The sequence below is a fragment of the Vibrio sp. 10N.239.312.C11 genome (genome assembly GCF_041466065.1).
Taxonomy (GTDB): Bacteria; Pseudomonadota; Gammaproteobacteria; order Enterobacterales; family Vibrionaceae; genus Vibrio; species Vibrio tasmaniensis_A.
The window spans coordinates 81,011-101,256 of sequence record NZ_JBFSRZ010000008.1 but is presented as its reverse complement, the minus strand read 5'-3'; the positions used below and the strand labels follow the sequence as shown (position 1 = coordinate 101,256).

Annotated in this window: 23 protein-coding genes and 1 pseudogene; 15 read left to right on the top strand and 9 right to left on the bottom strand. The window is 44.0% G+C overall.

What is annotated here, in order from left to right; genetic code table 11:
* Nucleotides 1-98 precede the first annotated feature (98 nt).
* The 13 genes from yiaK to AB6D07_RS05660 all read left to right on the top strand — a co-directional run bounded on the left by yiaK (nucleotide 99) and on the right by AB6D07_RS05660 (nucleotide 11,526).
* A complete protein-coding gene (yiaK, locus tag AB6D07_RS05720; protein WP_009845879.1) occupies nucleotides 99-1,100 on the top strand; it encodes a 3-dehydro-L-gulonate 2-dehydrogenase in 1,002 nt (333 codons plus the stop codon).
* A 24-nt stretch (nucleotides 1,101-1,124) separates the two neighbouring features.
* Nucleotides 1,125-1,613, top strand: a complete 489-nt coding sequence (locus AB6D07_RS05715) for a TRAP transporter small permease (protein ID WP_012600147.1) — start codon at nucleotides 1,125-1,127, stop codon at nucleotides 1,611-1,613.
* A complete protein-coding gene (locus AB6D07_RS05710) occupies nucleotides 1,613-2,893 on the top strand; it encodes a TRAP transporter large permease subunit (RefSeq protein WP_009845881.1) in 1,281 nt (426 codons plus the stop codon). Before AB6D07_RS05715 ends, AB6D07_RS05710 begins: the two co-directional genes overlap by 1 nt.
* Before the next feature lie 21 nt (nucleotides 2,894-2,914).
* On the top strand, nucleotides 2,915-3,889 hold the full coding sequence (locus AB6D07_RS05705; protein ID WP_012600146.1) for a DctP family TRAP transporter solute-binding subunit: 975 nt from the start codon (nucleotides 2,915-2,917) through the stop codon (nucleotides 3,887-3,889).
* A 96-nt stretch (nucleotides 3,890-3,985) separates the two neighbouring features.
* Nucleotides 3,986-4,696 carry an L-ribulose-5-phosphate 4-epimerase gene (locus AB6D07_RS05700; protein ID WP_017096280.1) on the top strand — a complete coding sequence of 237 codons (711 nt, stop codon included), beginning with the start codon at nucleotides 3,986-3,988 and terminating at the stop codon, nucleotides 4,694-4,696.
* Between the two features lie 10 nt (nucleotides 4,697-4,706).
* Nucleotides 4,707-5,570: a Cof-type HAD-IIB family hydrolase gene (locus AB6D07_RS05695; protein WP_012600144.1), complete on the top strand. Its 864-nt coding sequence runs from the start codon at nucleotides 4,707-4,709 to the stop codon at nucleotides 5,568-5,570.
* Between the two features lie 48 nt (nucleotides 5,571-5,618).
* The gene (locus tag AB6D07_RS05690; RefSeq protein ID WP_372140708.1) at nucleotides 5,619-6,107 is read left to right on the top strand and encodes a YhcH/YjgK/YiaL family protein; all 489 of its coding nucleotides are present in this window, start codon (nucleotides 5,619-5,621) and stop codon (nucleotides 6,105-6,107) included.
* Entirely contained in the window at nucleotides 6,107-7,600 is a 1,494-nt protein-coding gene (locus AB6D07_RS05685; RefSeq protein WP_017102303.1) for an FGGY-family carbohydrate kinase, read from the top strand. The genes AB6D07_RS05690 and AB6D07_RS05685 overlap by 1 nt, the downstream gene beginning before the upstream one ends.
* The gene (locus AB6D07_RS05680; RefSeq protein WP_017096283.1) at nucleotides 7,593-8,258 is read left to right on the top strand and encodes a 3-keto-L-gulonate-6-phosphate decarboxylase UlaD; all 666 of its coding nucleotides are present in this window, start codon (nucleotides 7,593-7,595) and stop codon (nucleotides 8,256-8,258) included. Before AB6D07_RS05685 ends, AB6D07_RS05680 begins: the two co-directional genes overlap by 8 nt.
* 7 nt (nucleotides 8,259-8,265) lie before the next feature.
* A complete protein-coding gene (locus AB6D07_RS05675; protein ID WP_009845888.1) occupies nucleotides 8,266-9,024 on the top strand; it encodes an IclR family transcriptional regulator in 759 nt (252 codons plus the stop codon).
* Between the two features lie 9 nt (nucleotides 9,025-9,033).
* Nucleotides 9,034-9,903 carry an L-ribulose-5-phosphate 3-epimerase gene (locus tag AB6D07_RS05670; RefSeq protein WP_012600141.1) on the top strand — a complete coding sequence of 290 codons (870 nt, stop codon included), beginning with the start codon at nucleotides 9,034-9,036 and terminating at the stop codon, nucleotides 9,901-9,903.
* A gap of 10 nt (nucleotides 9,904-9,913) precedes the next feature.
* Complete coding sequence (locus AB6D07_RS05665) at nucleotides 9,914-10,237, top strand: hypothetical protein (RefSeq protein WP_009845890.1); 324 nt, start codon at nucleotides 9,914-9,916, stop codon at nucleotides 10,235-10,237.
* An 89-nt stretch (nucleotides 10,238-10,326) separates the two neighbouring features.
* A complete protein-coding gene (locus AB6D07_RS05660) occupies nucleotides 10,327-11,526 on the top strand; it encodes a sugar MFS transporter (RefSeq protein WP_017096284.1) in 1,200 nt (399 codons plus the stop codon).
* Between the two features lie 211 nt (nucleotides 11,527-11,737).
* On the opposite strand, the gene AB6D07_RS05655 is transcribed toward AB6D07_RS05660, so the two are convergent.
* From AB6D07_RS05655 to AB6D07_RS05645, 3 genes and pseudogenes are all read right to left on the bottom strand, one after another.
* Complete coding sequence (locus AB6D07_RS05655) at nucleotides 11,738-11,875, bottom strand: hypothetical protein (protein ID WP_012600138.1); 138 nt, start codon at nucleotides 11,873-11,875, stop codon at nucleotides 11,738-11,740.
* 238 nt (nucleotides 11,876-12,113) lie between these two features.
* Nucleotides 12,114-12,317: pseudogene (locus AB6D07_RS05650) on the bottom strand (ribulose phosphate epimerase); the annotation flags it as partial.
* A gap of 4 nt (nucleotides 12,318-12,321) precedes the next feature.
* Entirely contained in the window at nucleotides 12,322-12,951 is a 630-nt protein-coding gene (locus tag AB6D07_RS05645; protein ID WP_017092754.1) for an HAD family phosphatase, read from the bottom strand.
* A 246-nt stretch (nucleotides 12,952-13,197) separates the two neighbouring features.
* Here AB6D07_RS05645 and AB6D07_RS05640 point away from each other — a divergent pair, with 246 nt between their 5' ends.
* Nucleotides 13,198-13,407, top strand: a complete 210-nt coding sequence (locus tag AB6D07_RS05640) for a hypothetical protein (protein ID WP_017092753.1) — start codon at nucleotides 13,198-13,200, stop codon at nucleotides 13,405-13,407.
* A gap of 166 nt (nucleotides 13,408-13,573) precedes the next feature.
* On the opposite strand, the gene AB6D07_RS05635 is transcribed toward AB6D07_RS05640, so the two are convergent.
* The 6 genes from AB6D07_RS05635 to AB6D07_RS05610 all read right to left on the bottom strand — a co-directional run bounded on the left by AB6D07_RS05635 (nucleotide 13,574) and on the right by AB6D07_RS05610 (nucleotide 19,115).
* Nucleotides 13,574-14,455: an L-ribulose-5-phosphate 3-epimerase gene (locus AB6D07_RS05635; RefSeq protein WP_017102302.1), complete on the bottom strand. Its 882-nt coding sequence runs from the start codon at nucleotides 14,453-14,455 to the stop codon at nucleotides 13,574-13,576.
* 8 nt (nucleotides 14,456-14,463) lie between these two features.
* Nucleotides 14,464-15,111, bottom strand: coding sequence for a 3-keto-L-gulonate-6-phosphate decarboxylase UlaD (locus AB6D07_RS05630; RefSeq protein ID WP_009845897.1), 648 nt, complete (start codon nucleotides 15,109-15,111; stop codon nucleotides 14,464-14,466).
* Nucleotides 15,112-15,115: 4 nt separating this feature from the next.
* Complete coding sequence (locus tag AB6D07_RS05625) at nucleotides 15,116-15,937, bottom strand: pyridoxal phosphatase (RefSeq protein ID WP_017096287.1); 822 nt, start codon at nucleotides 15,935-15,937, stop codon at nucleotides 15,116-15,118.
* A gap of 111 nt (nucleotides 15,938-16,048) precedes the next feature.
* Complete coding sequence (locus AB6D07_RS05620; protein WP_029222802.1) at nucleotides 16,049-16,741, bottom strand: L-ribulose-5-phosphate 4-epimerase; 693 nt, start codon at nucleotides 16,739-16,741, stop codon at nucleotides 16,049-16,051.
* Between the two features lie 16 nt (nucleotides 16,742-16,757).
* The gene (locus AB6D07_RS05615; protein WP_009845900.1) at nucleotides 16,758-17,225 is read right to left on the bottom strand and encodes a PTS sugar transporter subunit IIA; all 468 of its coding nucleotides are present in this window, start codon (nucleotides 17,223-17,225) and stop codon (nucleotides 16,758-16,760) included.
* A 66-nt stretch (nucleotides 17,226-17,291) separates the two neighbouring features.
* The gene (locus tag AB6D07_RS05610) at nucleotides 17,292-19,115 is read right to left on the bottom strand and encodes a PTS ascorbate-specific subunit IIBC (RefSeq protein WP_017102301.1); all 1,824 of its coding nucleotides are present in this window, start codon (nucleotides 19,113-19,115) and stop codon (nucleotides 17,292-17,294) included.
* 340 nt (nucleotides 19,116-19,455) lie between these two features.
* On the opposite strand from AB6D07_RS05610, the gene ulaR reads away from it, so the two are divergent.
* Entirely contained in the window at nucleotides 19,456-20,211 is a 756-nt protein-coding gene (ulaR, locus tag AB6D07_RS05605; protein WP_009845902.1) for an HTH-type transcriptional regulator UlaR, read from the top strand.
* Nucleotides 20,212-20,246: the final 35 nt, after the last annotated feature.

The following is a 20,246-nucleotide window of genomic DNA, read 5'->3' as shown; positions in this document are numbered from 1 at the left end:
AATAAGGAAATATTTCGTAACTTTGCTCACAGAATTTTTTCGGAATAAAAACAATAATTGATTCCGTATTATGGAATTCAAATTATCGGAGAACACAGATGCCTTTAGTATCAACAGAAAAACTACAACAAGAATACGAACGAATCCTTTTAGCTCGCGACATGAAGCCAGAGATGGCAACCAAGCTTGCGGCTGGTTTTGTTGAGATGGCAAACGAAGGCACATACTCACATGGCATCAACCGTTTTCCTGTATTCATTGACCAAGTAGATAAAGGTCAAATCAAACTCAATGCAGAACCAGAATGCGTTAACAGCATGGGTGCACTCGAGCAATGGGATTGTAACTACGGTCCTGGCGTTCTTAACGGTCTTATCTGTGCAGAACGTGCCATGGAATTGGCTCGTGACTACGGCATTGGCATGGTCGGTATGCGTAATTCTAACCACTGGATGCGTGGCGGTGCTTACGTATTGAAAATGGCTCGCGAAGGTTTTGCAGGAATTGCATCAACCAACTCAATCGCAGTGATGCCAGCATGGGGTGGTAAAGATCACCGTGTTGGTTCAAACCCTCTCATCATGGCGGTTGCGGGCGATCCACCGGTGGTTGTTGACTGTTCAATGAGCCAATTTTCTTACGGCCAACTACAAAACTTCGTGCTTGCTGACAAAGAACTACCTGTTGTTGGTGGCTTTGACAACGAAGGTGAACTCACTAAAGACCCGCATGTACTGTGGGAAAACAAACGCCTACTTCCAATGGGTTTCTGGAAAGGTTCATCAATGGCAATCGTACTTGACATGATGCTAACGGCAATCACTGGCGGCCACTCAGTACCAGCGCTGACTGAAGATATGGGTGGTGAGTTTGGTGTATCTCAATTCCTTATCGCTATCGACTTAAGCAAGACAATGGATCAAAGCACTTACGCACAAGAGATGAAGCGCATCCGCGATTACGTGCTTGAGTCAGAGCCTGCAGAAACGGGTTCAGTGATGATTGCTGGTTCTGAAATTGAAAACTTCATTAAGAAACACGAAGCAGCTGGCGGCATTGAAATTAACGATGGAATTTGGGAACAAATTACGTCTCTGTAATTAGCCAAAGGTAGGGAAAGCGTTATGCAAAGTGTATTAAAGAGTATTTGGAAAAGTATCGATGTCATCATGGCGGTCATTCTGACCTGTATGGTTGCGCTCGTATTTACTAACGTAGTTTTACGTTATGGCTTTTCTTCTGGTCTTCGTCCCTCTGTAGAACTATCTCGCCTTGGTCTTGTATGGGTTGTCATGCTCGGTGCTGCCGTTGTGCTGCGCCGAGGTGAACACCTCGCTGTTGCGGAATTTTCTGAACGACTTTTCCCAAAAGCAGTACCCGTATTAAGACGTATCTGCTGGGTAATAGTACTGATTTCTGTCGGCATGCTTTACGTCGGTTCATACCGTCAAATGATGTCTAACTGGTCAGATATTTCTCAGCTTACAGGGCTTCCTTCAGCATTATTTTACTTAGCCGGTGTGGTGTCAGGTTTGTTAATGGGCGTGATTGCCTTTATGCGAATCTTCAAGCCCGACTGGCAGCTAGATAGCTTAGATGAGGAGAAAGAATAATGACGTTAGCCATTTTCTTATCGGTATTGATTGTCTCAATCTTACTTGGTCTTCCTGTTGCGTTTGCACTGTTATTGTCTTCAATGGCGCTGATGCTTCACATGGACTTCTTTAGTGCAGACATTCTTGCGCAGTCTTTAATTAATGGTGTCGACAGCTTCACTCTGCTTGCCATTCCATTCTTCCTCATTGCGGGTGAAGTAATGGCATCGGGTGGTTTGTCGCAGCGTATTGTTCGCCTAGCAACCACTTACGTGGGACACCGTCAAGGTGGCTTAGGTTACGTTGCAATCATGACTTCGGTACTGCTTGCTGGTCTCTCTGGCTCAGCTGTAGCTGATGCAGCAGCCTTGGTCAGTATTCTTTACCCAATGATGAAAGCAGCGAAATACCCAGAAGCACCTTCAATGGGCTTACTTGCTTCAGGCGGTATCATCGCACCCGTTATTCCACCTTCAATCCCTCTGATCCTTGTAGGTGTTGCTGGCGGTATCTCGATCAAAAACCTATTCCTAGGCGGCATCGTTCCTGGCCTGTTAATGGGTATGACATTGATGTTTGTGTGGCGCTGGACGGTTCGTAAAGAAAACTTAGAAACGTCTGAACGTGCAACAAAGGCTGAAAAACGCGCTGCACTTAAAGATGGCGTATGGGCATTGATGTTACCAGTCATCATCATTGTCGGTATTCGCTTTGGTATTTTTACACCGACAGAAGCCGCTGTAGTCGCCGCCACTTACGCTATTTTCATCTCAACGTTTGTTTATAAAGAACTCACTATTAAGAAGTTCTACCACATCGTACTCAACGCTGGTCGCTCGACCGCAATGGTTATGTTCTTGGTGGGTTGTGCAATGGTCGCTGCGTGGTTAATTACTGTTGCTCAGCTTCCTCAACAACTCGCAGAAATGTTAGGTCCACTGGTGGATAGCCCACGCCTATTAATGGCAGTAATTATGTTGCTCGTACTTTGTGTCGGCATGGTTATGGACTTGAGCCCAACGATTCTAATCCTTGTACCCCTTTTAATGCCTGTCATCAAGATGGCTGGGATTGACCCAACGTACTTCGGCCTACTGTTCGTTATCAACTGTTCAATTGGCTTGATTACGCCTCCTGTAGGCACCGTACTAAACGTAGTGTGTGGTGTAGCGAGAGTACCAATGTCGACTGCAGTGAAAGGTGTATTGCCCTTCATCGCGGCTTACATGGCTCTGCTCACACTGTTTGTCATCTTCCCAAGCATTATCACTGTGCCAATGTCGTTTGTCATTGGTTAATCCTCGACGGAGAAAATAATAATGAAAACCCTACTAAAACTTACTCTACTCGCTTCGACTATCGCAATGAGCTCTAGCGCTTTTGCCGCTACGACTCTAAAACTGGCGCACGCTGCACCAGAGTCGGATTTGCAACAAGACCTATCTTTGTTCTTTAAGAAAGAAGTAGAAGCTCGTTCAAACGGCGAAATCAAAGTAAACATCTACCCACAAGGTCAATTGGGCAGTGATAAGCAAATGATCGATGGTTCACGTGCTGGCATCGTCGATTTAGCGATGGTTGGCTTGAACAACTACAACGGCCTAATGCCTGAATCAGCGGCCTTCACTCTGCCGTTCATGTTCCCAGATCGTCAAACAGCATACAAAGTACTGGACGGCGAGCCGGGTAAAGAAGTGTTAGCGAACTTTGAAAAATTCGGTCTTAAAGGTCTTGGTTTCCCTGAAAATGGTTACCGCAACATGACCAACAACGAAAAACCTATTCGTGTTCCTTCAGATGTTGAAGGCCTACAAATGCGTGTGAATGGCTCGAAAGCGCTAAACGACATGTTCAATGAGCTCGGTGCTAACCCGCAGCAGCTTCCAGTATCTGAACTTTATACTGCACTTGAAACAGGCGTTGTTGACTCTCAAGACCACCCAATTTCTGTAACGCTGTCTTTCAAGTTTGATGAAGTACAAAAATACCTAAGCCTTACACAACATGCTTACTCACCATTAGTTCTAACAATGAACCTACGCAAGTTCGACAAGCTAACTGAAGATGAGCAAAAGATTATCGAAGAAGTTTCTGCTGAAGCCGTAGCAATGCAACGTGAGCTAAGCATCCAGAAAGAAGACAAGATGATTGCTCAACTAGAAGCAAACGGCATGCAAGTAAACCGTGACGTTGATGGTGCTGCTTTCCAACAAGCTATCCAACCAGTTTGGAGCGCTTACATCGAGAAAAATGGCGATGTGATGATCAACAAGATCAAACTAGCAGCTAAGTAACGTAATTGAGTGCGATTGCCTAGTCCTCTTTTTTAGCTAGGGAATTTAGCTAGGCAATCCGCTCGTCATTCACTCAATACAACATGGGCAAACACAATGTCTCAAGAACAAAAAACATACCAAGAATTAAAAGAACGCGTGTTCGCAGCAAACTTGCAACTTCCTAAATATGGCTTAGTGACTTTCACTTGGGGCAATGTCTCTGAAATCGACCGCGAACGTGGCGTGATTGCAATAAAACCGTCAGGTGTTGAATACGATGTAATGACGGCAGATGACATCGTTGTTCTCGATTTAGAAGGCAACCGCCTTGAAGGCAAGCTGAACCCTTCAAGCGACACGGCTACGCACATTGAGCTTTACAAAGCCTTCCCAACCATTGGCGGCATCGTTCACACACACTCTCGTAATGCAACAATCTGGGCACAAGCCGGGCGAGACATTCCAGCGCTTGGAACCACACACGCCGATTACTTCTACGGTGATGTGCCTTGTACTCGCCTACTAACAAAAGCTGAGATTGAGTCAGATTACGAGAAAAACACAGGCTTGGTGATCATCGAAGAATTCAACCAACGTGATATCGACCCGCAAGCAATGCCAGGTGTCATCATCGCAGGCCACGCACCATTTACATGGGGCAAGGATGGTTCAGATGCAGTGCACAATGCAGTGGTAATGGAAGAGATTGCTGCCATGGCAACAGCCACTCGCGCTATCAGTCCAGAAGTAGCGATTCAACCTGAGCTGCTAGATAAACACTACAACCGTAAACACGGCAAGAACTCATACTACGGACAGAAGTAAGGCCTCGCACATGCATAAGTCATCACCGCATAAGTCCTATAAACATAAATTGGATAAGCACAAGCTATTGGCGTTAGATCTCGATGGGACGGTGCTCAACTCGCAGCACACGATTAGCCAAGAGTTAGTCGAAGCCATCAAGCAAGTCGCTCAACACACTCATGTGGTTATCGTTACGGGTCGCCATCATGTCGCGGCAAAACCTTATTACGATCAGCTTGGTTTATCGACGCCAATAATTTGTTGCAATGGCACTTACATCTTTGATTACCAGAACGATACGGTCATTCAAGAAAACGCAATCGACAAAGAAATTGCGGCTGAGTTTATCACCCTATCTCAAGCTCATGATCTGAAAATGGTGATGTATGTGCGTGATGCAATGCTCTACTCGAGAGCACGCCCTATTGAATACATGGAAGCGCTACTGACGTGGTCTCAAACCTTTCCAGAAAGCCAGCGACCAAACATTCAAAAGGTCGACGACTTCCAACATGAAGCACAAATTTCAGAGTATGTGTGGAAGTTTGTCGTTGAAGGTGAAGTAAACACATTCGCAGAGATTCCTTTTGTGAAAGAGAACTTCAACGGCGAACGATCTTGGATTGATCGTGTCGATTTCGCAGCAACAGGTAATAGCAAAGGTAATGCATTGACTCGCTACATTGAGCCGCTCGGTATCAGCCTAGAGCAGTGTGTCGCGATTGGTGATAACCACAATGACATTTCGATGCTTAAAGCAGCAGGACTTGGCATCGCAATGCAAAACGCAGATGACACCGTAAAAAGCTCAGCCAACCTAATCACGCCCAAAAACAATGATGATAAGACAGGGTTAGCGACGCTTTTACAAGACCTATTTAGTGCCCATTAATTTAAAGCATTGGCTTAATTAAGCTGTTTATATTTAAAGAGAATTTTTATGTTAGTCGGAAATACTCAACCTACGCAGATCAGCAAGTCGTACCCTGTCGTTATTCAAAACGTGCTTGAGTACTTGAACAGTCTCGACCAAGAAAAACTCGCATTAGGTCGCCATGAACTCCCTGGTTTTGATTCAAAACAGGCATGGTTTGTTGTATTGGAATATGGCAAAGAGCCTCTAGGAAACTTCCAACCTGAAGTCCATAAATACCATTCTGACTTGCAGATCATTCTCGAAGGTTCTGAAGTGATGGCATGGGCTATAGACACTGGCGAACACAGCAACGCACAACCTTATAACCAAGAACGTGACCTTCAGTTTTACGAATACCCGGGGGTTGAGCTCAGCTTCATTCATGCAAAACGCAATCAATTTTATTTATTCACGCCAAATATCGTGCATATCACCAATATTGAAAATGATGACAGCCAACCGGTAAGAAAACTGGTGGTGAAGATTCACAACGATTTACTGGAAGCCAAATAATGAATTACTACATTGGAATTGATTCTGGCGGCACTTTTATGAAAGCCGCGTTGTTTAACGCAAAAGGTGAACAACAAGGTCTTGCCCGCGTATCGGCGAGCGTCATCAACGAAAAACAAGGTTGGGTAGAACGCGACCTAAACGCACTATGGGGTAACGCTGTCGATGTCATTAAGCAGCTTTTAGAGACCACAAAAGTAGAACCGACCTCTATCAAAGGCTTGAGCATTTCAGCCCAAGGCAAAGGCGTTTACCTTCTTGATAAAGAGGGACAAAACCTCGGCCACGGCATTATGTCTTCTGACTCGCGTTCACTGCCTATCGTTAAAGAGTGGCTAGAACAGGGTAAAGCAAAAGAGATCTATCCAACCACACTGCAAACACTGTGGACAGGTCACCCTGTATCGATTATTCGCTGGATCAAAGAAAACGATGCCGAACGATACAACAACATTGGCGCAGTGATGATGTCTCACGACTACCTTCGATATCGCTTAACGGGCGAAGTCGCAGCAGAACTGACCAATATTTCAGAAAGTAATTTTTTCAACTCCATCACTGGTGAGTATGACAAAGCACTTTTGGAAACCTTTGGCATCGAAGAAATTTGGGATGCGCTACCACCCGTTGTAAAACCTCAACAGCAAGCAGGGAAAATCACTGCGGCCGTTGCTAATGAAACCGGACTAGCAATAGGTACGCCGGTGTTCGGCGGTTTGTTTGATGTTGTGTCTACCGCGATCTGTTCTGGAATCAACTCTTCAGAAGATACCCTGAATTACGTGATGGGCACATGGGCGGTCACGTCTGGTATCTCAAAACAAGTGACTCAAGAATCACACAATTTTGTTTACGGCCATTACGCCGTCGATAACGAATACATCATTCACGAAGCGAGCCCGACTTCTGCGGGTAACTATGAATGGTTCGCCGACTACCTTGGTGAAAATGGCGAGCTTAACCACCAGCAAAATCAAGCGTTAGTCGAAGCATTAGATCCGGCATCAAGCAGTATCTACTTTGTGCCATTCCTTTACGGTTCAAACCAAGGGCTTGGCCTAAAGTCAGGCTTCTATGGTCTGCAATCGCACCATACTAAAGGGCACCTAATTCAAGCCATTTGGGAAGGCATTTTATTCTGTCACAACATTCACCTAGAACGTATGCGTCAGCGTTTTCCAAAAGCCAACAGACTAAAAGTGACAGGCGGCCCTGCATCTAGCCCTGTATGGATGCAAATGCTGGCTGACCTTACCGGCATGACCGTTGAAATATCAGACGTGGATGAAACCGGCTCATTAGGTGCCGCAATGATGGCAATGGTCGGCGCAGGTGAGTTCGCTTCATTAGAAGAATGTACTCAAGCCATCACTAATTCTACGTCACGTGTCGAGCCGAATCCTGAACACTACGACATATACCAAAAGAAATATAAGCACTATCAAAGACTGGTGCAGTTGTTTAAACAATTTGAGGATGAAATAGATGTCTAGCACTGTATTAAAACCATCTAAACCACTGCTACAAATGGCTCTCGATGCCACAGATATCGACACGGCATTAGCCTCAATAGAGCATGTTGCAGATAAGTTAGATGTAATTGAAATCGGGACGATTTTAGCCTTCGCCCACGGCGTAGATAGCGTAAGAATCCTACGAGAAAAATACCCAAATCACATCATTGTCTGTGACATGAAAATCACCGATGCCAGCGCCATTTTAACGCGTCTAGCGATGGGTGCCGGCGCTAACTGGGTAACAGTAAGTGCAGCAGCACACATCGAAACTATTCGTTCAGCGAAGAAAGTAACGGATGAATTCGACGGCGAAGTGCAAATTGAGCTGTATGGACACTGGACAATGGAAGATGCGCAAGCTTGGGTCGACATGGGCATTAAACAAGCAATTTATCACCGTTCTCGTGATGCGGAACTTGCTGGTGTGAGCTGGACCGAAGAAGATTTGATAAAAATGCAGAAATTATCGGATATTGGAATTGAACTATCCATTACTGGTGGTATTGTTCCTGACGATCTGCATTTGTTTAAGAATCTGTCTGCGAAATCGTTTATTGCTGGCCGAGCGTTAGCTGGTAGCAATGGACGTGACATCGCAGAAAACTTCCATACTGAAATAGGTAAACACTGGTAGCACATATATGAGTGAGCAAATTAAATCGTTGTCTAAAGCACTGACCGTATTGGAATTCCTTGGGAATTATCCTAATGGCGTTTCGCTACAAAAAGTGTCTGAAGGGACTGGCTTCAACAAGTCATCTGTCCACCGTATTTTAGCAACATTTGAAGACTCTGGTTATGTTGCTCAAATGTGTTCAGGTAAAGAATATCGCTTAACAATGAAGTTGGTTCAGCTTGGACACGCTGCTATCAACTCTGATGTCACTGGCACCGTTAAGCCATACCTATCTGAGCTACTCGACGATGTGAATGAAACGGTTAACTTCCTCTCTTTTGATGCTGACAACATCATTTTTAAAGACAAGTTTGAACCCGTTAATTCTTCCTTTAGAACTCGAACCTACGTAGGGCTGCATTCTCCAATGTACTGCTCAGCGGCAGGAAAATGTTACCTAGCATTTAGCTCTGACAGCGTTCGAGAAACCTATTGGAAACGCAATGTCAGCACAATGAAGCCGTTAACTGAAAACACGATTCTCGACAAGTCTCAGTTTTTTGGTGTTCTCGATAAAATTAAGAGCCGTGGTTATGCGCTCGATGATGAAGAGAACGAAGCGGGTATTTCTTGTGTTGCTGTCCCTATTTTTGACAAGAACAATTCTCCTGTATACGCGGTTAGCGTCTCTTCGCTTACGCCAAAAATGAAAGCTCTCGGCTACGAAGAGATCGCTAGTAGAATTCAAGACATAACAACGCGTATAGAACAACAACTCTTTTAAGGAAAAAGAATGTTTGATTCTAAAAACAAATTCAGATTAGGTATTTACGAAAAAGCGATGCCAACCACCCTTACATGGGAAGAGCGTTTGATTCACGCTAAAGAAGCTGGCTTCGACTTTGTAGAAATTTCAGTGGATGAAACCGATGAGCGACGTGCTCGTTTAGATTGGTCAGACGAAGAAATTTATGAGCTTCGCCGTCTATGTGAAAAGCACCAAATGCCTTTCCAATCAATGTGCCTAAGCGCACACCGTAAGTTTCCGTTTGGCTCAATGGATGATGCTATTCGCACTGAATCGCTGATCATCATGGAAAAAGCGATTTCATTGGCTTATAAGCTTGGTATTCGCTGTATTCAAATGGCGGGCTACGATGTGTATTACGAACCGCAATCGGCTGAAACTCACGCTCGCTTCATTGAAGGCATGCAACAAGCCACCAAAATGGCAGAACGTGCAGGCATCATGTTAGGTGTAGAGATCATGGATACTCCGTACCTCAATTCATTAAGTAAGTTTGAAGTGCTTAAGCGCGAGATCCCATCACCTTACTTCATGGCTTACCCAGATGTCGGTAATATTTCTGGTTGGAACTACGACGTGTGTACCGAACTAAAGCTAAGCCGTGATCACCTAGTACAAGTCCACCTTAAAGACACGCTACGAGTTTCAGAGACCTGTAAAGGTCAGTTCAGAGATCTGGTGATTGGTGAAGGCCAAGTCGACTTCCCAGCTATTTTCAAAACACTCGCTGAAATTGATTACAGCGCGCCATTAGTGATTGAAATGTGGGCTCAAAATGACAACTGGTTCGAAGATATCAAACAAGCAAAAGCAACGTTGAAATCTATCGCTAACCAATCTGGCTTTGAACTGTAAGGAAACGACCATGACAATTTTTCGCACCGCTTTTTTTGAAGCCGATTTAACTGAAGAACAAAAGCAAGACTTCTACCAATACATGGAAAACGAAGTCGCGCCTATTATTCGCACATTCCCGAACAACCAAGGGTTAACGCTGAATAAGCCTGAAGCGATTGAAGCTGAAAGCCATAAAAACCTACTGCTGATGATGCAGCACAGTTACGAGAACGAGTCAGCAATGGCTGCTGCTTTAGATTCTGAGCAACGAATCAAAAGTATGCATGCGACCAAAGTGATTATTGAGAAATACAACATTCATGTTCATCACATCAATTTCGTTCGTGATTAACAGCTTAATAGGCAATACACCGTAAAGTCTCAATCGAAAAGCAGAAGATCATCTTCTGCTTTTTTTATCGCTATCAATAAGGAATCACTATGAGAGTATTCCCGTTAAAAGATGCCCCACTGGTCTTACTGTCTCTGATATTTTTTATCTGGGGTTTAATTACCGTTTCAAGTAACTCGCTAATTCCACATTACAAAGAAGCTTTCTCTCTCGACTATAAAATGGCGATGCTATTTCCCATGGCCTTCTTTATCACCCGAATTACGGTGTCGCTTCCAACGTCATTTGTCATGGCAAAAATTGGCTATAGAACTACGCTGAAGTTCTGCTTGATATGGTGCCTTCTGGGCTGTCTAGCCATGGCATATTTAGTGCGAGGAGAAGAGCTTGTTCCAACACTCATTGGGATCTTATTGATGGCCTCAGGTGTGTCAGCAATTCAAGTAGTGAGTTCACCTTACGTATCACTTCTCTCGACACCCGATAAGAGTGTTATACGTCAAAGTGTGGCAACAGCATCTAACTCCGTTGGCACTGTGCTTGGTCCGCTAGTGCTTACCGCTGTCATTCTCGTGGCTACAAGTTTTAACGTCGACAACACCGCCCATCAAGTTTCGTATCTGTTCTTATTCATCGCCCTGTTCTTTTTCGGCTTACTGGTATTTTTTAGCAAAATGACGCTTCCAGATATCAAACCAAAACAGATGACTGGCTTTTGGCGAGGGTTAAGGCTTCTAATTAAAAATCAGCAGTTTATGAAATTAGCGTTGGTACTGTTGCTGTACATCGGTGTAGAGGTCAGTTTTGGTACTTTTACTATTGTGTATCTTGCCGACCAGCAATATGGCGACCTTGGTTTGGTCTTCGCAACACAGATCATCGCTCTTTATTGGGTATTAATGTTTGTTGGAAGAGTGTTATTCGCCAAGTTTGGAAACACTGTAAACAAGCACTATCTCTTCTCACTGTCTTGCGTTATTGCAGCTTTGATTAGTGCCGTTGCGGTCTATCAAAATTATGTTTGGATTGGCTATTTGATGCTTGTCGTAGGGTTATGTAATTCAGCACTCTACCCTATCATTTACGCACAAGCGCTACATGCATCAGGTAAGCAAAACTCACAAGGGGCAGCAATTCTCATTATGTGTTCAATTGGAGGGGTTGTTTTACCATTCGTACAGGCGAGTTTGATTGATGAGCTTTCGCTGAGTACGAGTTATATTGCGCCCGCATTAGCGTATGTATTAATGATAGTTTTGTACTGGTCTAGTTTAAAGCATCGTGCTTAAACCGTTGATTTAGAAAAGTAACTTGGTTTAGTCAATCACTTGATTCAGTCACTAAGTCGATGACTAAAAAGTCGGCCTGATTGGCCTAGAAGATAGAGAAAGTGAACTGGAGAAAGATAAGGAAATGAATTTGGTGCTTCTGACGTTAGTTTGAATCAGTGAGTGGCTAATCACCACCACTGATCACACTTAACGCGGGTTATTTAAGAAATTAAACCCAAGCAGAAGCAACAAGTAGGATAATTGCACCCATGATAACGGTAGACTTAGCAAAAAATAGAACTTCATTCATTACTGAAGGTTTTGCTAGTGATACGTTGTTTTCATTCGTGATTACTGTAGCGTTCATACTGTGTTCTCATCGTTATGTGATCTGAGGTCAATTTTGCGCCGTTATGTGACCAAAGTCAATATTAACTGTAGTTTTATTACACAATGAAAAAGATATAACTGAAGAGAACTCCAACAACGCAACCTCCCCTGACTCCACGTAGTTTTCCATTAAATCAACATCTATTAGATACAAAAAAGCCCGAAGCCTGATACACAGAACACTTCGAGCCTTTATACAGCAGTAGATACACTACTTAATTCAATTGAGCTAACTCCGCTCGCATTGAATCGATAGCTTGTTGATAATCTTCACTATCAAAAATAGCAGAGCCCGCAACGAACATATCGGCACCCGCTTCAGCAATCTCTTTTATGTTGTTAACTTTCACACCACCGTCGACTTCTAAACGAATATTTCGACCTGATTCATTAATGCGCGATCTGATTGAACGCAGCTTAGTTTCAGATCTCAGGTCCGCTACCCACTTCCAAACCATTCGCTGGAACAAACTTAGTTATCTGCCCGTTTTCAACCATGTAGCAATCCATGCCTGCCGATGTCGCTGCGTGCTGGCCTATAATCGTATCTTCAAACACCACACAATCGCTCGGTTCAAGCTCTAACTGGCTAGCGACTTTCAGAAAAGTATCTGGGTTAGGTTTGTGATTTTCTACGTCATCGGAAGTCACAATCGTACGTATCATTGATGGGATATCGGTCGTCTTTAAAATCGCCCTTGCATGCTTGGCTTGAGCACCAGTGCCGATGCCTATCTTTTTCAACTGATACTGTTGCTGTAAGAGTGCGTATGTCTCTGGAATAACATCCCCTTTGTGCTCAATAGCCTCAAAGTTAGCGATTTTGTCCGAAGTAATTTGTTGAGCATCAAGAGTTAGATCGTAACGCTTAAGGATCTCTTGAGTCACTTTTCGCGATGGCATCCCACCAAGTTGATCGAGCCACTCTTTGTCGTAGGGAATACCAAACTTCTGACAAGTTTGTTCCCACGCATGAGCATGTGCCACCATAGAATTGACCAGAGTCCCATCGAGATCAAAAATAATTCCTTTATATTTATCTAACTTTGGCATCGTCAATCTCTCATATTGTTTTGAGACTCATACTACTAATCACCATACATAAAACCTATTCATGATCGCCTTAATATGATCTTATTCAACAATCCGACAATTAAACGAATTGATGCAATAAAAGCCGTTGTTTTACTATTGAAATCATATTTTGAGCACATCTCACCCATTTTTACTTAAACCAAGTAGAGTTGCATAAATTGAAGATGATATAGTCCACGAAAATCAAATACCTTGGACACGACCATGCATTCTAGCGACATCATCAAATTGGCAAATTTAGGCGTTAATATCGAAATTTCAAAAGACTCTTCATTGCATCCTTCTGATGCGTTGGAAGTGGTAAAGATTGTTGCTGAAATCGGTAGCCAAATCATCATCAAGAAGAAGTACCACACGGACTACCTGATTCAGATGGCTGAAGTGGGCCGTGATCATGTGACGATTGCTGTTTAAACACTGTAGCTATTGCGAAATTGACATAACTTCTGCAGCTTTAAATAGCCTAAAGTGCCGAGTTGATATAAAAATGCAGCATATTGGGGGCAATATGCTGCATTTTCTCTTTTCGTTAGGAGCATGAAGAACGCAAAGAGAAACCAGTTAATCATTCTAAGTAGAGTTAGTGGTCAAACAACATCGGAACACCCGTTTGCACACAAACATCATTCAGTCGTTTTTGTGCTGTGAGAATGTTCTCTTTCCAACATTCATCTTGAGCCCACATCTCGATCACGAGTGGTACGACACACTCAGTCTCTTTCAACGTTTCAAAAATGGCATTGAAGTCAACTTCACCATCACCAATCACTAAGTCTCGAAACTGCCCTTTGTACTCGTCAGTCACTTTATAAGTGTCTTTGAGGTGGATCTGAGTGATATGAGGCTTACTCAGTTTTAGCTCAGTCACTATGTCGTAATTCCAACCAGAAATATTACCCACATCCGGATACGCCGTGAAATACGGTGAATTGACTTCGCGACTCAGCACTTCGAACTTACTCAAAGAGTTCAAGTAATCGGTGTCCATAATTTCCACAGCAAGCATTACGCCTGATCTTTCCGCCAACTGCGCCGAAAGCTTCATGCCTTCAATGAACCTCTGGTGAGTCACTTTATCGGCTGGCTCGTAGTAAACGTCATACCCAGCCAATTGGATGGTACGAATACCCAATTTGTAAGCGAGTGAGATCGCTTTTTCCATATGAATAACTGCTTGTTCACGAATCGCCGGATCTGCTGAACCAAATGGGAACTTACGATGCGCGCTTAAACACATGGATTGCAGCGGTACACCATGCTTTTCACACAGGTGACGCAAGGCATACACTTCTTCGTCATTCCAATCTAATCGACTGCGACGCTCGTCTGATTCATCGACCGATATCTCAAGAAAATCAAAGCCGAGTTCTTTGGTTTGCTTAAGTTTATCTTCCCAGCTGAGTTCGTTAGGTAGAGCCTTTTCATAAAGCCCAACACGGTGGCGTAACAAGTTTTGATACATAACGCCTCCTAGTTCCAGTAGCGATCGATCTGAGCTTTTAGCGCTTCTGCTGTCTCTTTACCTTTGTCGCCTGCAAGTGCACGGCCTGCGATAAAGGTTTTCGCCTTAATGCCTTCAAATAGGTATAGGTCTTCAGGCACGATACCGCCCGTGATAGAAAGCTCGATACCCATTTCAGACAATGCACGCATCTTCACGAGATCTTCTTCAGTCCAGCCCACACCAGCTAATTCAGCGTCACGAGAACGGTGATAGATAGCTTGAGAGATACCTAGGTCGACCCAAGATTGAGCATCGTCCATTGTCCAGTTACCATAAATTTCGATTTGGATTTCACCGTTAAATTCATCAGCGACTTTCTTACATGCACCAATGGTTGCGATGTGTGCAGCAGCAGAAACGGTAATCCAATCAGCGCCCGCTTCGAATGCCATACGAGCCAAAATAGCACCGCCATCGGTGGTTTTCATATCGCATACAAGGATATGGTCTGGGTGGTTTTTACGAAGCGTAGAAACCGCCGTCATGCCTTCTGCGAAAGCCAAAATAGTGCCCACTTCAATCACATCAACGAAGCTTTCAACGTTGTTTGCCACTTCAATTGCTGCAGGAAGATTTGTTTGGTCTAGCGCGATCTGAATCATTGGTTTAGTCATGTTGTTATCCTTTAATTTGTTCACGTATTAGACGGGCTAAGCCATCATGGTTGTTATCTGTTGAGCACACGCATTGAACGTGTGACTTGACGATGTCATCAGCATTGAGCATCGCTACGCCTAACCCGGCGTACTTGAGCATGGAAATGTCATTGTGGTTATCACCGACGGCAATGACGTCATCGGCTTGATAACCGAGTTCTGCGATGTATTCAGCAAGGCGTAGGCCCTTACTGTTACCTTTCGCAGCAAAGTCGATTCGGTTTGACCAAGAGCGCTCACCGTTGAAGTTCTCTTCTATCCATGGGTGTTGCATTAAACGGTCTACTGAGTCTTGGCTACCTTCCACCACAAACTTCCAAACGTGTTCGGCTTGCTGAGCCGTTTCAATGAATGATTCCACTTGGTAAATTTGAGGGCGATGTTGCTCTGGTGCCGTTTCCGCCCAACTTTCCAATGCCAACATGTAGGCAAATGGGTTGTAGTGTGAGTACGTCATGGCATGCGTGATGTACATGACCATTTTGAGCTGAAACTCGTCTGCCATATCGATGAAGGTCAGCGCTTTGTCTTTATCTATCGCGTTTTGAGTCAGTACCGTTTCAGTCTGATAGTCGTAAACATAAGTGCCGTTACAGCAAATGATTGGCGTATCTAACCCCAATTCGTAGTAATAAGGTCGTGCTGCTGTGTGGTGTCGACCAGTCACAATCACGACATGACAACTTTGTTTGGCTTCTTGGATCGCCTTTTTCAGTTCTGGATGAATCGTGTGATCATCCTTTAACACGGTTCCATCGAGATCTAACGCCAGCACTTTATACATAGAGTCCTCTCACTTATTCCCTGAAGTCGGGCCTAATCAATATTGAAACTACTTAGAGCCGAAGCTCGTTAAACGGCTTACTTAAACAGCCTACTTAAACGAACAACCGATTTACTGTTGGCCGTAATAAGCATTTTCACCGTGCTTACGTAAGTAGTGTTTGTCGGATAGTTCTGGCTGAATTTTGATGCCGCTATTCAAGGTGCGCGTTGCCAACGCCATTGCAGACACTTCTTCTAATACCACCGCGTTGTGAACCGCATCGTTGGCGTCTTTGCCCCAAGAGAAAGGTGCATGTCCTGCAACAATCACGCTGGGAACGGCCATTGGATCGATTCGACGCTGCTTGAACTCTTCAATGATCACCAAGCCAGTATTTTTCTCGTACTCTTCAGCAATTTCAGAGTGAGACAATCGACGTGTACATGGGATGTCACCGTAGAAATAGTCAGCATGAGTGGTGCCCAAGGCTGGAATATCGATACCGGCTTGTGCCCAAATTGTGGCACTGCGTGAATGCGTGTGAACAATGCCACTGACCTCAGGGAAAGCTTTGTAAAGCTCTAAATGAGTTGCGGTATCACTTGAAGGATTAAGTTTCCCTTCAACAATGTTGCCTTCTAGATCGACGACCACCATATCTTCAGCTGTCATATCGCAGTATTCGACACCCGATGGCTTAATCGCTATCACGCCATTAGTACGGTCAAACTCAGAGACATTGCCCCAAGTGAATGTCACCAAACCATACTTCGGAAGCTGCAAATTGGCTTCTAAGACGCGTTGTTTCAGTTGGCTATATATAGACATAGTTGTCTCCTTACGCTGCTTCCGCTTGCAGTAACGCAGCATCAATTAAACGCGCCACTTCTTCTGGGCTCTTGCATGCGCGAAGTTTTGAGAAATCTTCATCGAACTCAATCAAGTTCGCCACTTGCATGGTACCGTCGATGTGTTCTTCTGAATCTTTACCCGCTAGCGTGATCAGTACATCAACTGGCTCATCAACACCTTCAAACGTAATGGGCGTTTCAAGCACGGTTAACGCAAACCCGGTACGAATCACACCATCTTCAGGGCGGCAATGAGGCAGAGCGAACGCATCGTGAATACAGATATAAGGGCCTTCTTCACCAATCGCTTTGGTAATCGCGTCGTAGTAACGCTCTTCAGCAACACCGGCTTTAACCAATGCGTCAGTACCTAGCTTGATCGCCGCTTTCCAGTCAGTTGCTTTTGCGTTCAGTAGGATAGAGTTATTCTTGATAAGAGATTCTTTTAAGTTCATGTTATTGCTCACTTATATAATTGTTTTTATTGGCTCAGCAGTGCGATACCACTGAGCCGTTTTTAATTATTTATGAAAGTTGTTCTCGATGATGGAAACAAGCTCGTCGCCGAAAGTTTTCACCATAATCATGTTCTTAACCGCTAACTGTTGCTTACCTTCAGGCAGACCCGTGATCTTCGCTGCCAGAGCAACCGAAGTAACGATGATGTCGAATGAACCAAGGTGCGATTTGTAATCAGTGATAGCGCTGTTAAAGGTCGAACTAGGAATGCCTTTCTTGTCCAAGTACTCTTTGATTTTCTTAGAGCACATCATTGAAGAACCTTGCCCTGAACCACAGCACACTAAGACACGAACCGGTTTCTGTTCAGCTGCTGGTGAGACGCGAATTTCTGACGTTGTAGGAGCTGATAGAGATTGATCAGTTGCTGTTGATTGTTGTGGTACTGCGACTTCAACCTCAATGCCCTCAGGTGTTACTGCGGTCATTGTTTCAGCGGCAGCTTCTGCGTCTTCTTCAGCTCGTAGTTGTTTAGAAGCGAAGTACATGTAGACACCAGCTAAAGCCAAAATCCCGAAGAAGAACATGTTAGAGCTCGAAATACCTTGCATGATAGGTGGGAATACCAGAGCCCAGTCAGCCATACCCATCCAGCCATTAAACTCTGCTCCCGATTGAGCAAAGATATGAATTGCCCAAGCAGAACCAACCACTTCGATGATGCCCATCACGAAACAGATCTTCATTACCGCTTTCCAACCACCGAAGTGGTTCGCAAACACACCAATCGTCGCGTTCGAGAAGAACATTGGGATAAAGCCAGGAATGATCATGATAGGAGAATCAAAGGCTAACATTGCAAGAACGGCTGTGAATTGACCAACAGCGCCCCACATGAAACCGAACACCATTGCATTTGGAGAGTATGCGTAGATAGCCGCACAATCGATTGCTAACACAGCGTTAGGAATAAGGCGTTGAGAAATACCATTAAATGCCTCAGACAATTCCGCTACGAACATACGGACGCCGGTGACGATAACTTGAATAGCCACTGCGAATTTCAACCCAGTTTCGAAAATATAGATAAACCAGTGTGTTTTTCCTGCCATGTCTTGAAGGTTATCAAGACCAAATGAAAGAAGAATAATGCCGAAGAAAGCAGTCATGACTAGCGTTGTCGCTGCGATACTGTCGTGGAAAATGTGTAACCATTTAGGCAGTTTGATGTGGTCAACGCTGTCATTTTTGTCGCCAAGCTTAGGAGCAACCTTTGTCGCTACCCATGACGCAAACTGTTGTTGGTGACCAATAGAGAAACCCGCCCCGCCAGTAACCTCTTGGGTAGGCTTGAACATGATGTTAGACGAGATACCCCAGTACAACGCCATCAATATTGCTGAATAGATGATGGTTTCCCACATACCTGCACCAAGCACGAAGTAGAAAACAGCAATGAGGCCAGCTTGTTGGAACATGATATGTCCCGTAAGCATGATGGTTCTGATGCCCGTGATGCGGCGGAAGGCAACAAGAAGAATATTGAGACCAAGTGCCAGTAATACGGCATATCCAACCCAAGAATAATTGTCTCCCATGGTCTCCATGGTAGACATCATGGTTGTGTACGGATCTATCACTGACCCCGTCAATCCATGAATCTCACTCATTTTCAGAATCACTGGTTTGAAACCCGCTACCAATGTTCCTGCACCTACCTGCACTATCATGAAACCAACGATGGTTTTGATAGAGCCGGAGATAATAGTTGTTGCGTCACGCTTGAGTAGAATGTAACCCAGACAAGTAACAAGACCGAGTAGCAAAGGTGCTTTGGTCATTACCTGACTGTAAAAAATATAGAAAATATCGTATAAGAATTCCATATCTTTACCCCTGATTAATTTTAATTTTAATGGTATGTAGGATGTGATGATGTCTATTTTTGCTCACGAATTAGACTTTACCAATCAAAAGTAATCATTCAATGCTCACTTGTGATTACTTTGATTTATATCAATTAACCACACCCAGAATGTGCCTAATTGAGCTTCGGATCACACCAAAAAAACAACAAACCAAATAAAATCAACAACTTATAAATCATTGTGATTAAGATCTAGTTTTTATAGCAATGTAGTTTGACAATCATGATGGTGATTATTAGAATCAAAACAAATCAAAAGTAATCATCAAATTGTCACAACGACATAAAGAGTGATAAATATGAATGAAGTACAAAGACATAACGGCATCGTGTCGCTATTAGAAGATATGCAGACAATAAACGTCTCACATATTATTGATAAATTTAGTGTTTCACCTGCTACTGCAAGACGTGACATCGCTAAATTAGATGAAGTTGGCCGACTTAGAAAAGTTCGAAATGGCGCTGAGCGAGTAGAGAATCAGAAGAGAAAGTGGTCACCACTCAATATCAACAGCACTGAGTTCTATGAAGAGAAAGCAGAGATTGCGCAAGCAGCAGCAGGACTTTGCGAGGCTGGAGATACAGTTGTGATCAACTGTGGTTCTACTGCGTTCCTACTTGGACAACAGTTATGTGGGGAAGATGTACAGATCGTAACGAACTACTTCCCACTCGCAAGCTACTTGATCAACGAAGATCATGACGATGTCATCATCATTGGCGGTCAATACAACAAAGCGCAGAACATCTTTTTAAATCCCGCGCCCAATTCACTGGGAGGCTATGCTGGAAACTGGATGTTTACCTCTGGTAAAGGCTTAACCGATGCTGGCCTCTACAAAGCCGACATGTTAACTGCTGTAGCAGAGCAGCAAATGCTTGAACAGGTCGATAAACTCGTTGTTGTTGTCGACAGTTCAAAGGTTGGACAACGTACCGGAATGCTCTTTTGCAGCACCAAGCAAATAGACATCGTCATCACTGGTAAAGATGCCAACCCCGAAGTCGTCAAGCGGATTGAAGCTCAAGGGACGCAAGTCATCCTAGTTTAAATCGAAGGGCTAACTAGCCCACCAATAATAATAAA

Coding starts and splice junctions, on each gene's coding strand:
- yiaK (WP_009845879.1), top strand. CDS start 99: ATGCCTTTAGTATCAACAGAAAAACTACAACAAGAATACGAACGAATC.
- AB6D07_RS05715 (WP_012600147.1), top strand. CDS start 1,125: ATGCAAAGTGTATTAAAGAGTATTTGGAAAAGTATCGATGTCATCATG.
- AB6D07_RS05710 (WP_009845881.1), top strand. CDS start 1,613: ATGACGTTAGCCATTTTCTTATCGGTATTGATTGTCTCAATCTTACTT.
- AB6D07_RS05705 (WP_012600146.1), top strand. CDS start 2,915: ATGAAAACCCTACTAAAACTTACTCTACTCGCTTCGACTATCGCAATG.
- AB6D07_RS05700 (WP_017096280.1), top strand. CDS start 3,986: ATGTCTCAAGAACAAAAAACATACCAAGAATTAAAAGAACGCGTGTTC.
- AB6D07_RS05695 (WP_012600144.1), top strand. CDS start 4,707: ATGCATAAGTCATCACCGCATAAGTCCTATAAACATAAATTGGATAAG.
- AB6D07_RS05690 (WP_372140708.1), top strand. CDS start 5,619: ATGTTAGTCGGAAATACTCAACCTACGCAGATCAGCAAGTCGTACCCT.
- AB6D07_RS05685 (WP_017102303.1), top strand. CDS start 6,107: ATGAATTACTACATTGGAATTGATTCTGGCGGCACTTTTATGAAAGCC.
- AB6D07_RS05680 (WP_017096283.1), top strand. CDS start 7,593: ATGTCTAGCACTGTATTAAAACCATCTAAACCACTGCTACAAATGGCT.
- AB6D07_RS05675 (WP_009845888.1), top strand. CDS start 8,266: ATGAGTGAGCAAATTAAATCGTTGTCTAAAGCACTGACCGTATTGGAA.
- AB6D07_RS05670 (WP_012600141.1), top strand. CDS start 9,034: ATGTTTGATTCTAAAAACAAATTCAGATTAGGTATTTACGAAAAAGCG.
- AB6D07_RS05665 (WP_009845890.1), top strand. CDS start 9,914: ATGACAATTTTTCGCACCGCTTTTTTTGAAGCCGATTTAACTGAAGAA.
- AB6D07_RS05660 (WP_017096284.1), top strand. CDS start 10,327: ATGAGAGTATTCCCGTTAAAAGATGCCCCACTGGTCTTACTGTCTCTG.
- AB6D07_RS05655 (WP_012600138.1), bottom strand. CDS start 11,875: ATGAACGCTACAGTAATCACGAATGAAAACAACGTATCACTAGCAAAA.
- AB6D07_RS05645 (WP_017092754.1), bottom strand. CDS start 12,951: ATGCCAAAGTTAGATAAATATAAAGGAATTATTTTTGATCTCGATGGG.
- AB6D07_RS05640 (WP_017092753.1), top strand. CDS start 13,198: ATGCATTCTAGCGACATCATCAAATTGGCAAATTTAGGCGTTAATATC.
- AB6D07_RS05635 (WP_017102302.1), bottom strand. CDS start 14,455: ATGTATCAAAACTTGTTACGCCACCGTGTTGGGCTTTATGAAAAGGCT.
- AB6D07_RS05630 (WP_009845897.1), bottom strand. CDS start 15,111: ATGACTAAACCAATGATTCAGATCGCGCTAGACCAAACAAATCTTCCT.
- AB6D07_RS05625 (WP_017096287.1), bottom strand. CDS start 15,937: ATGTATAAAGTGCTGGCGTTAGATCTCGATGGAACCGTGTTAAAGGAT.
- AB6D07_RS05615 (WP_009845900.1), bottom strand. CDS start 17,225: ATGAACTTAAAAGAATCTCTTATCAAGAATAACTCTATCCTACTGAAC.
- AB6D07_RS05610 (WP_017102301.1), bottom strand. CDS start 19,115: ATGGAATTCTTATACGATATTTTCTATATTTTTTACAGTCAGGTAATG.
- ulaR (WP_009845902.1), top strand. CDS start 19,456: ATGAATGAAGTACAAAGACATAACGGCATCGTGTCGCTATTAGAAGAT.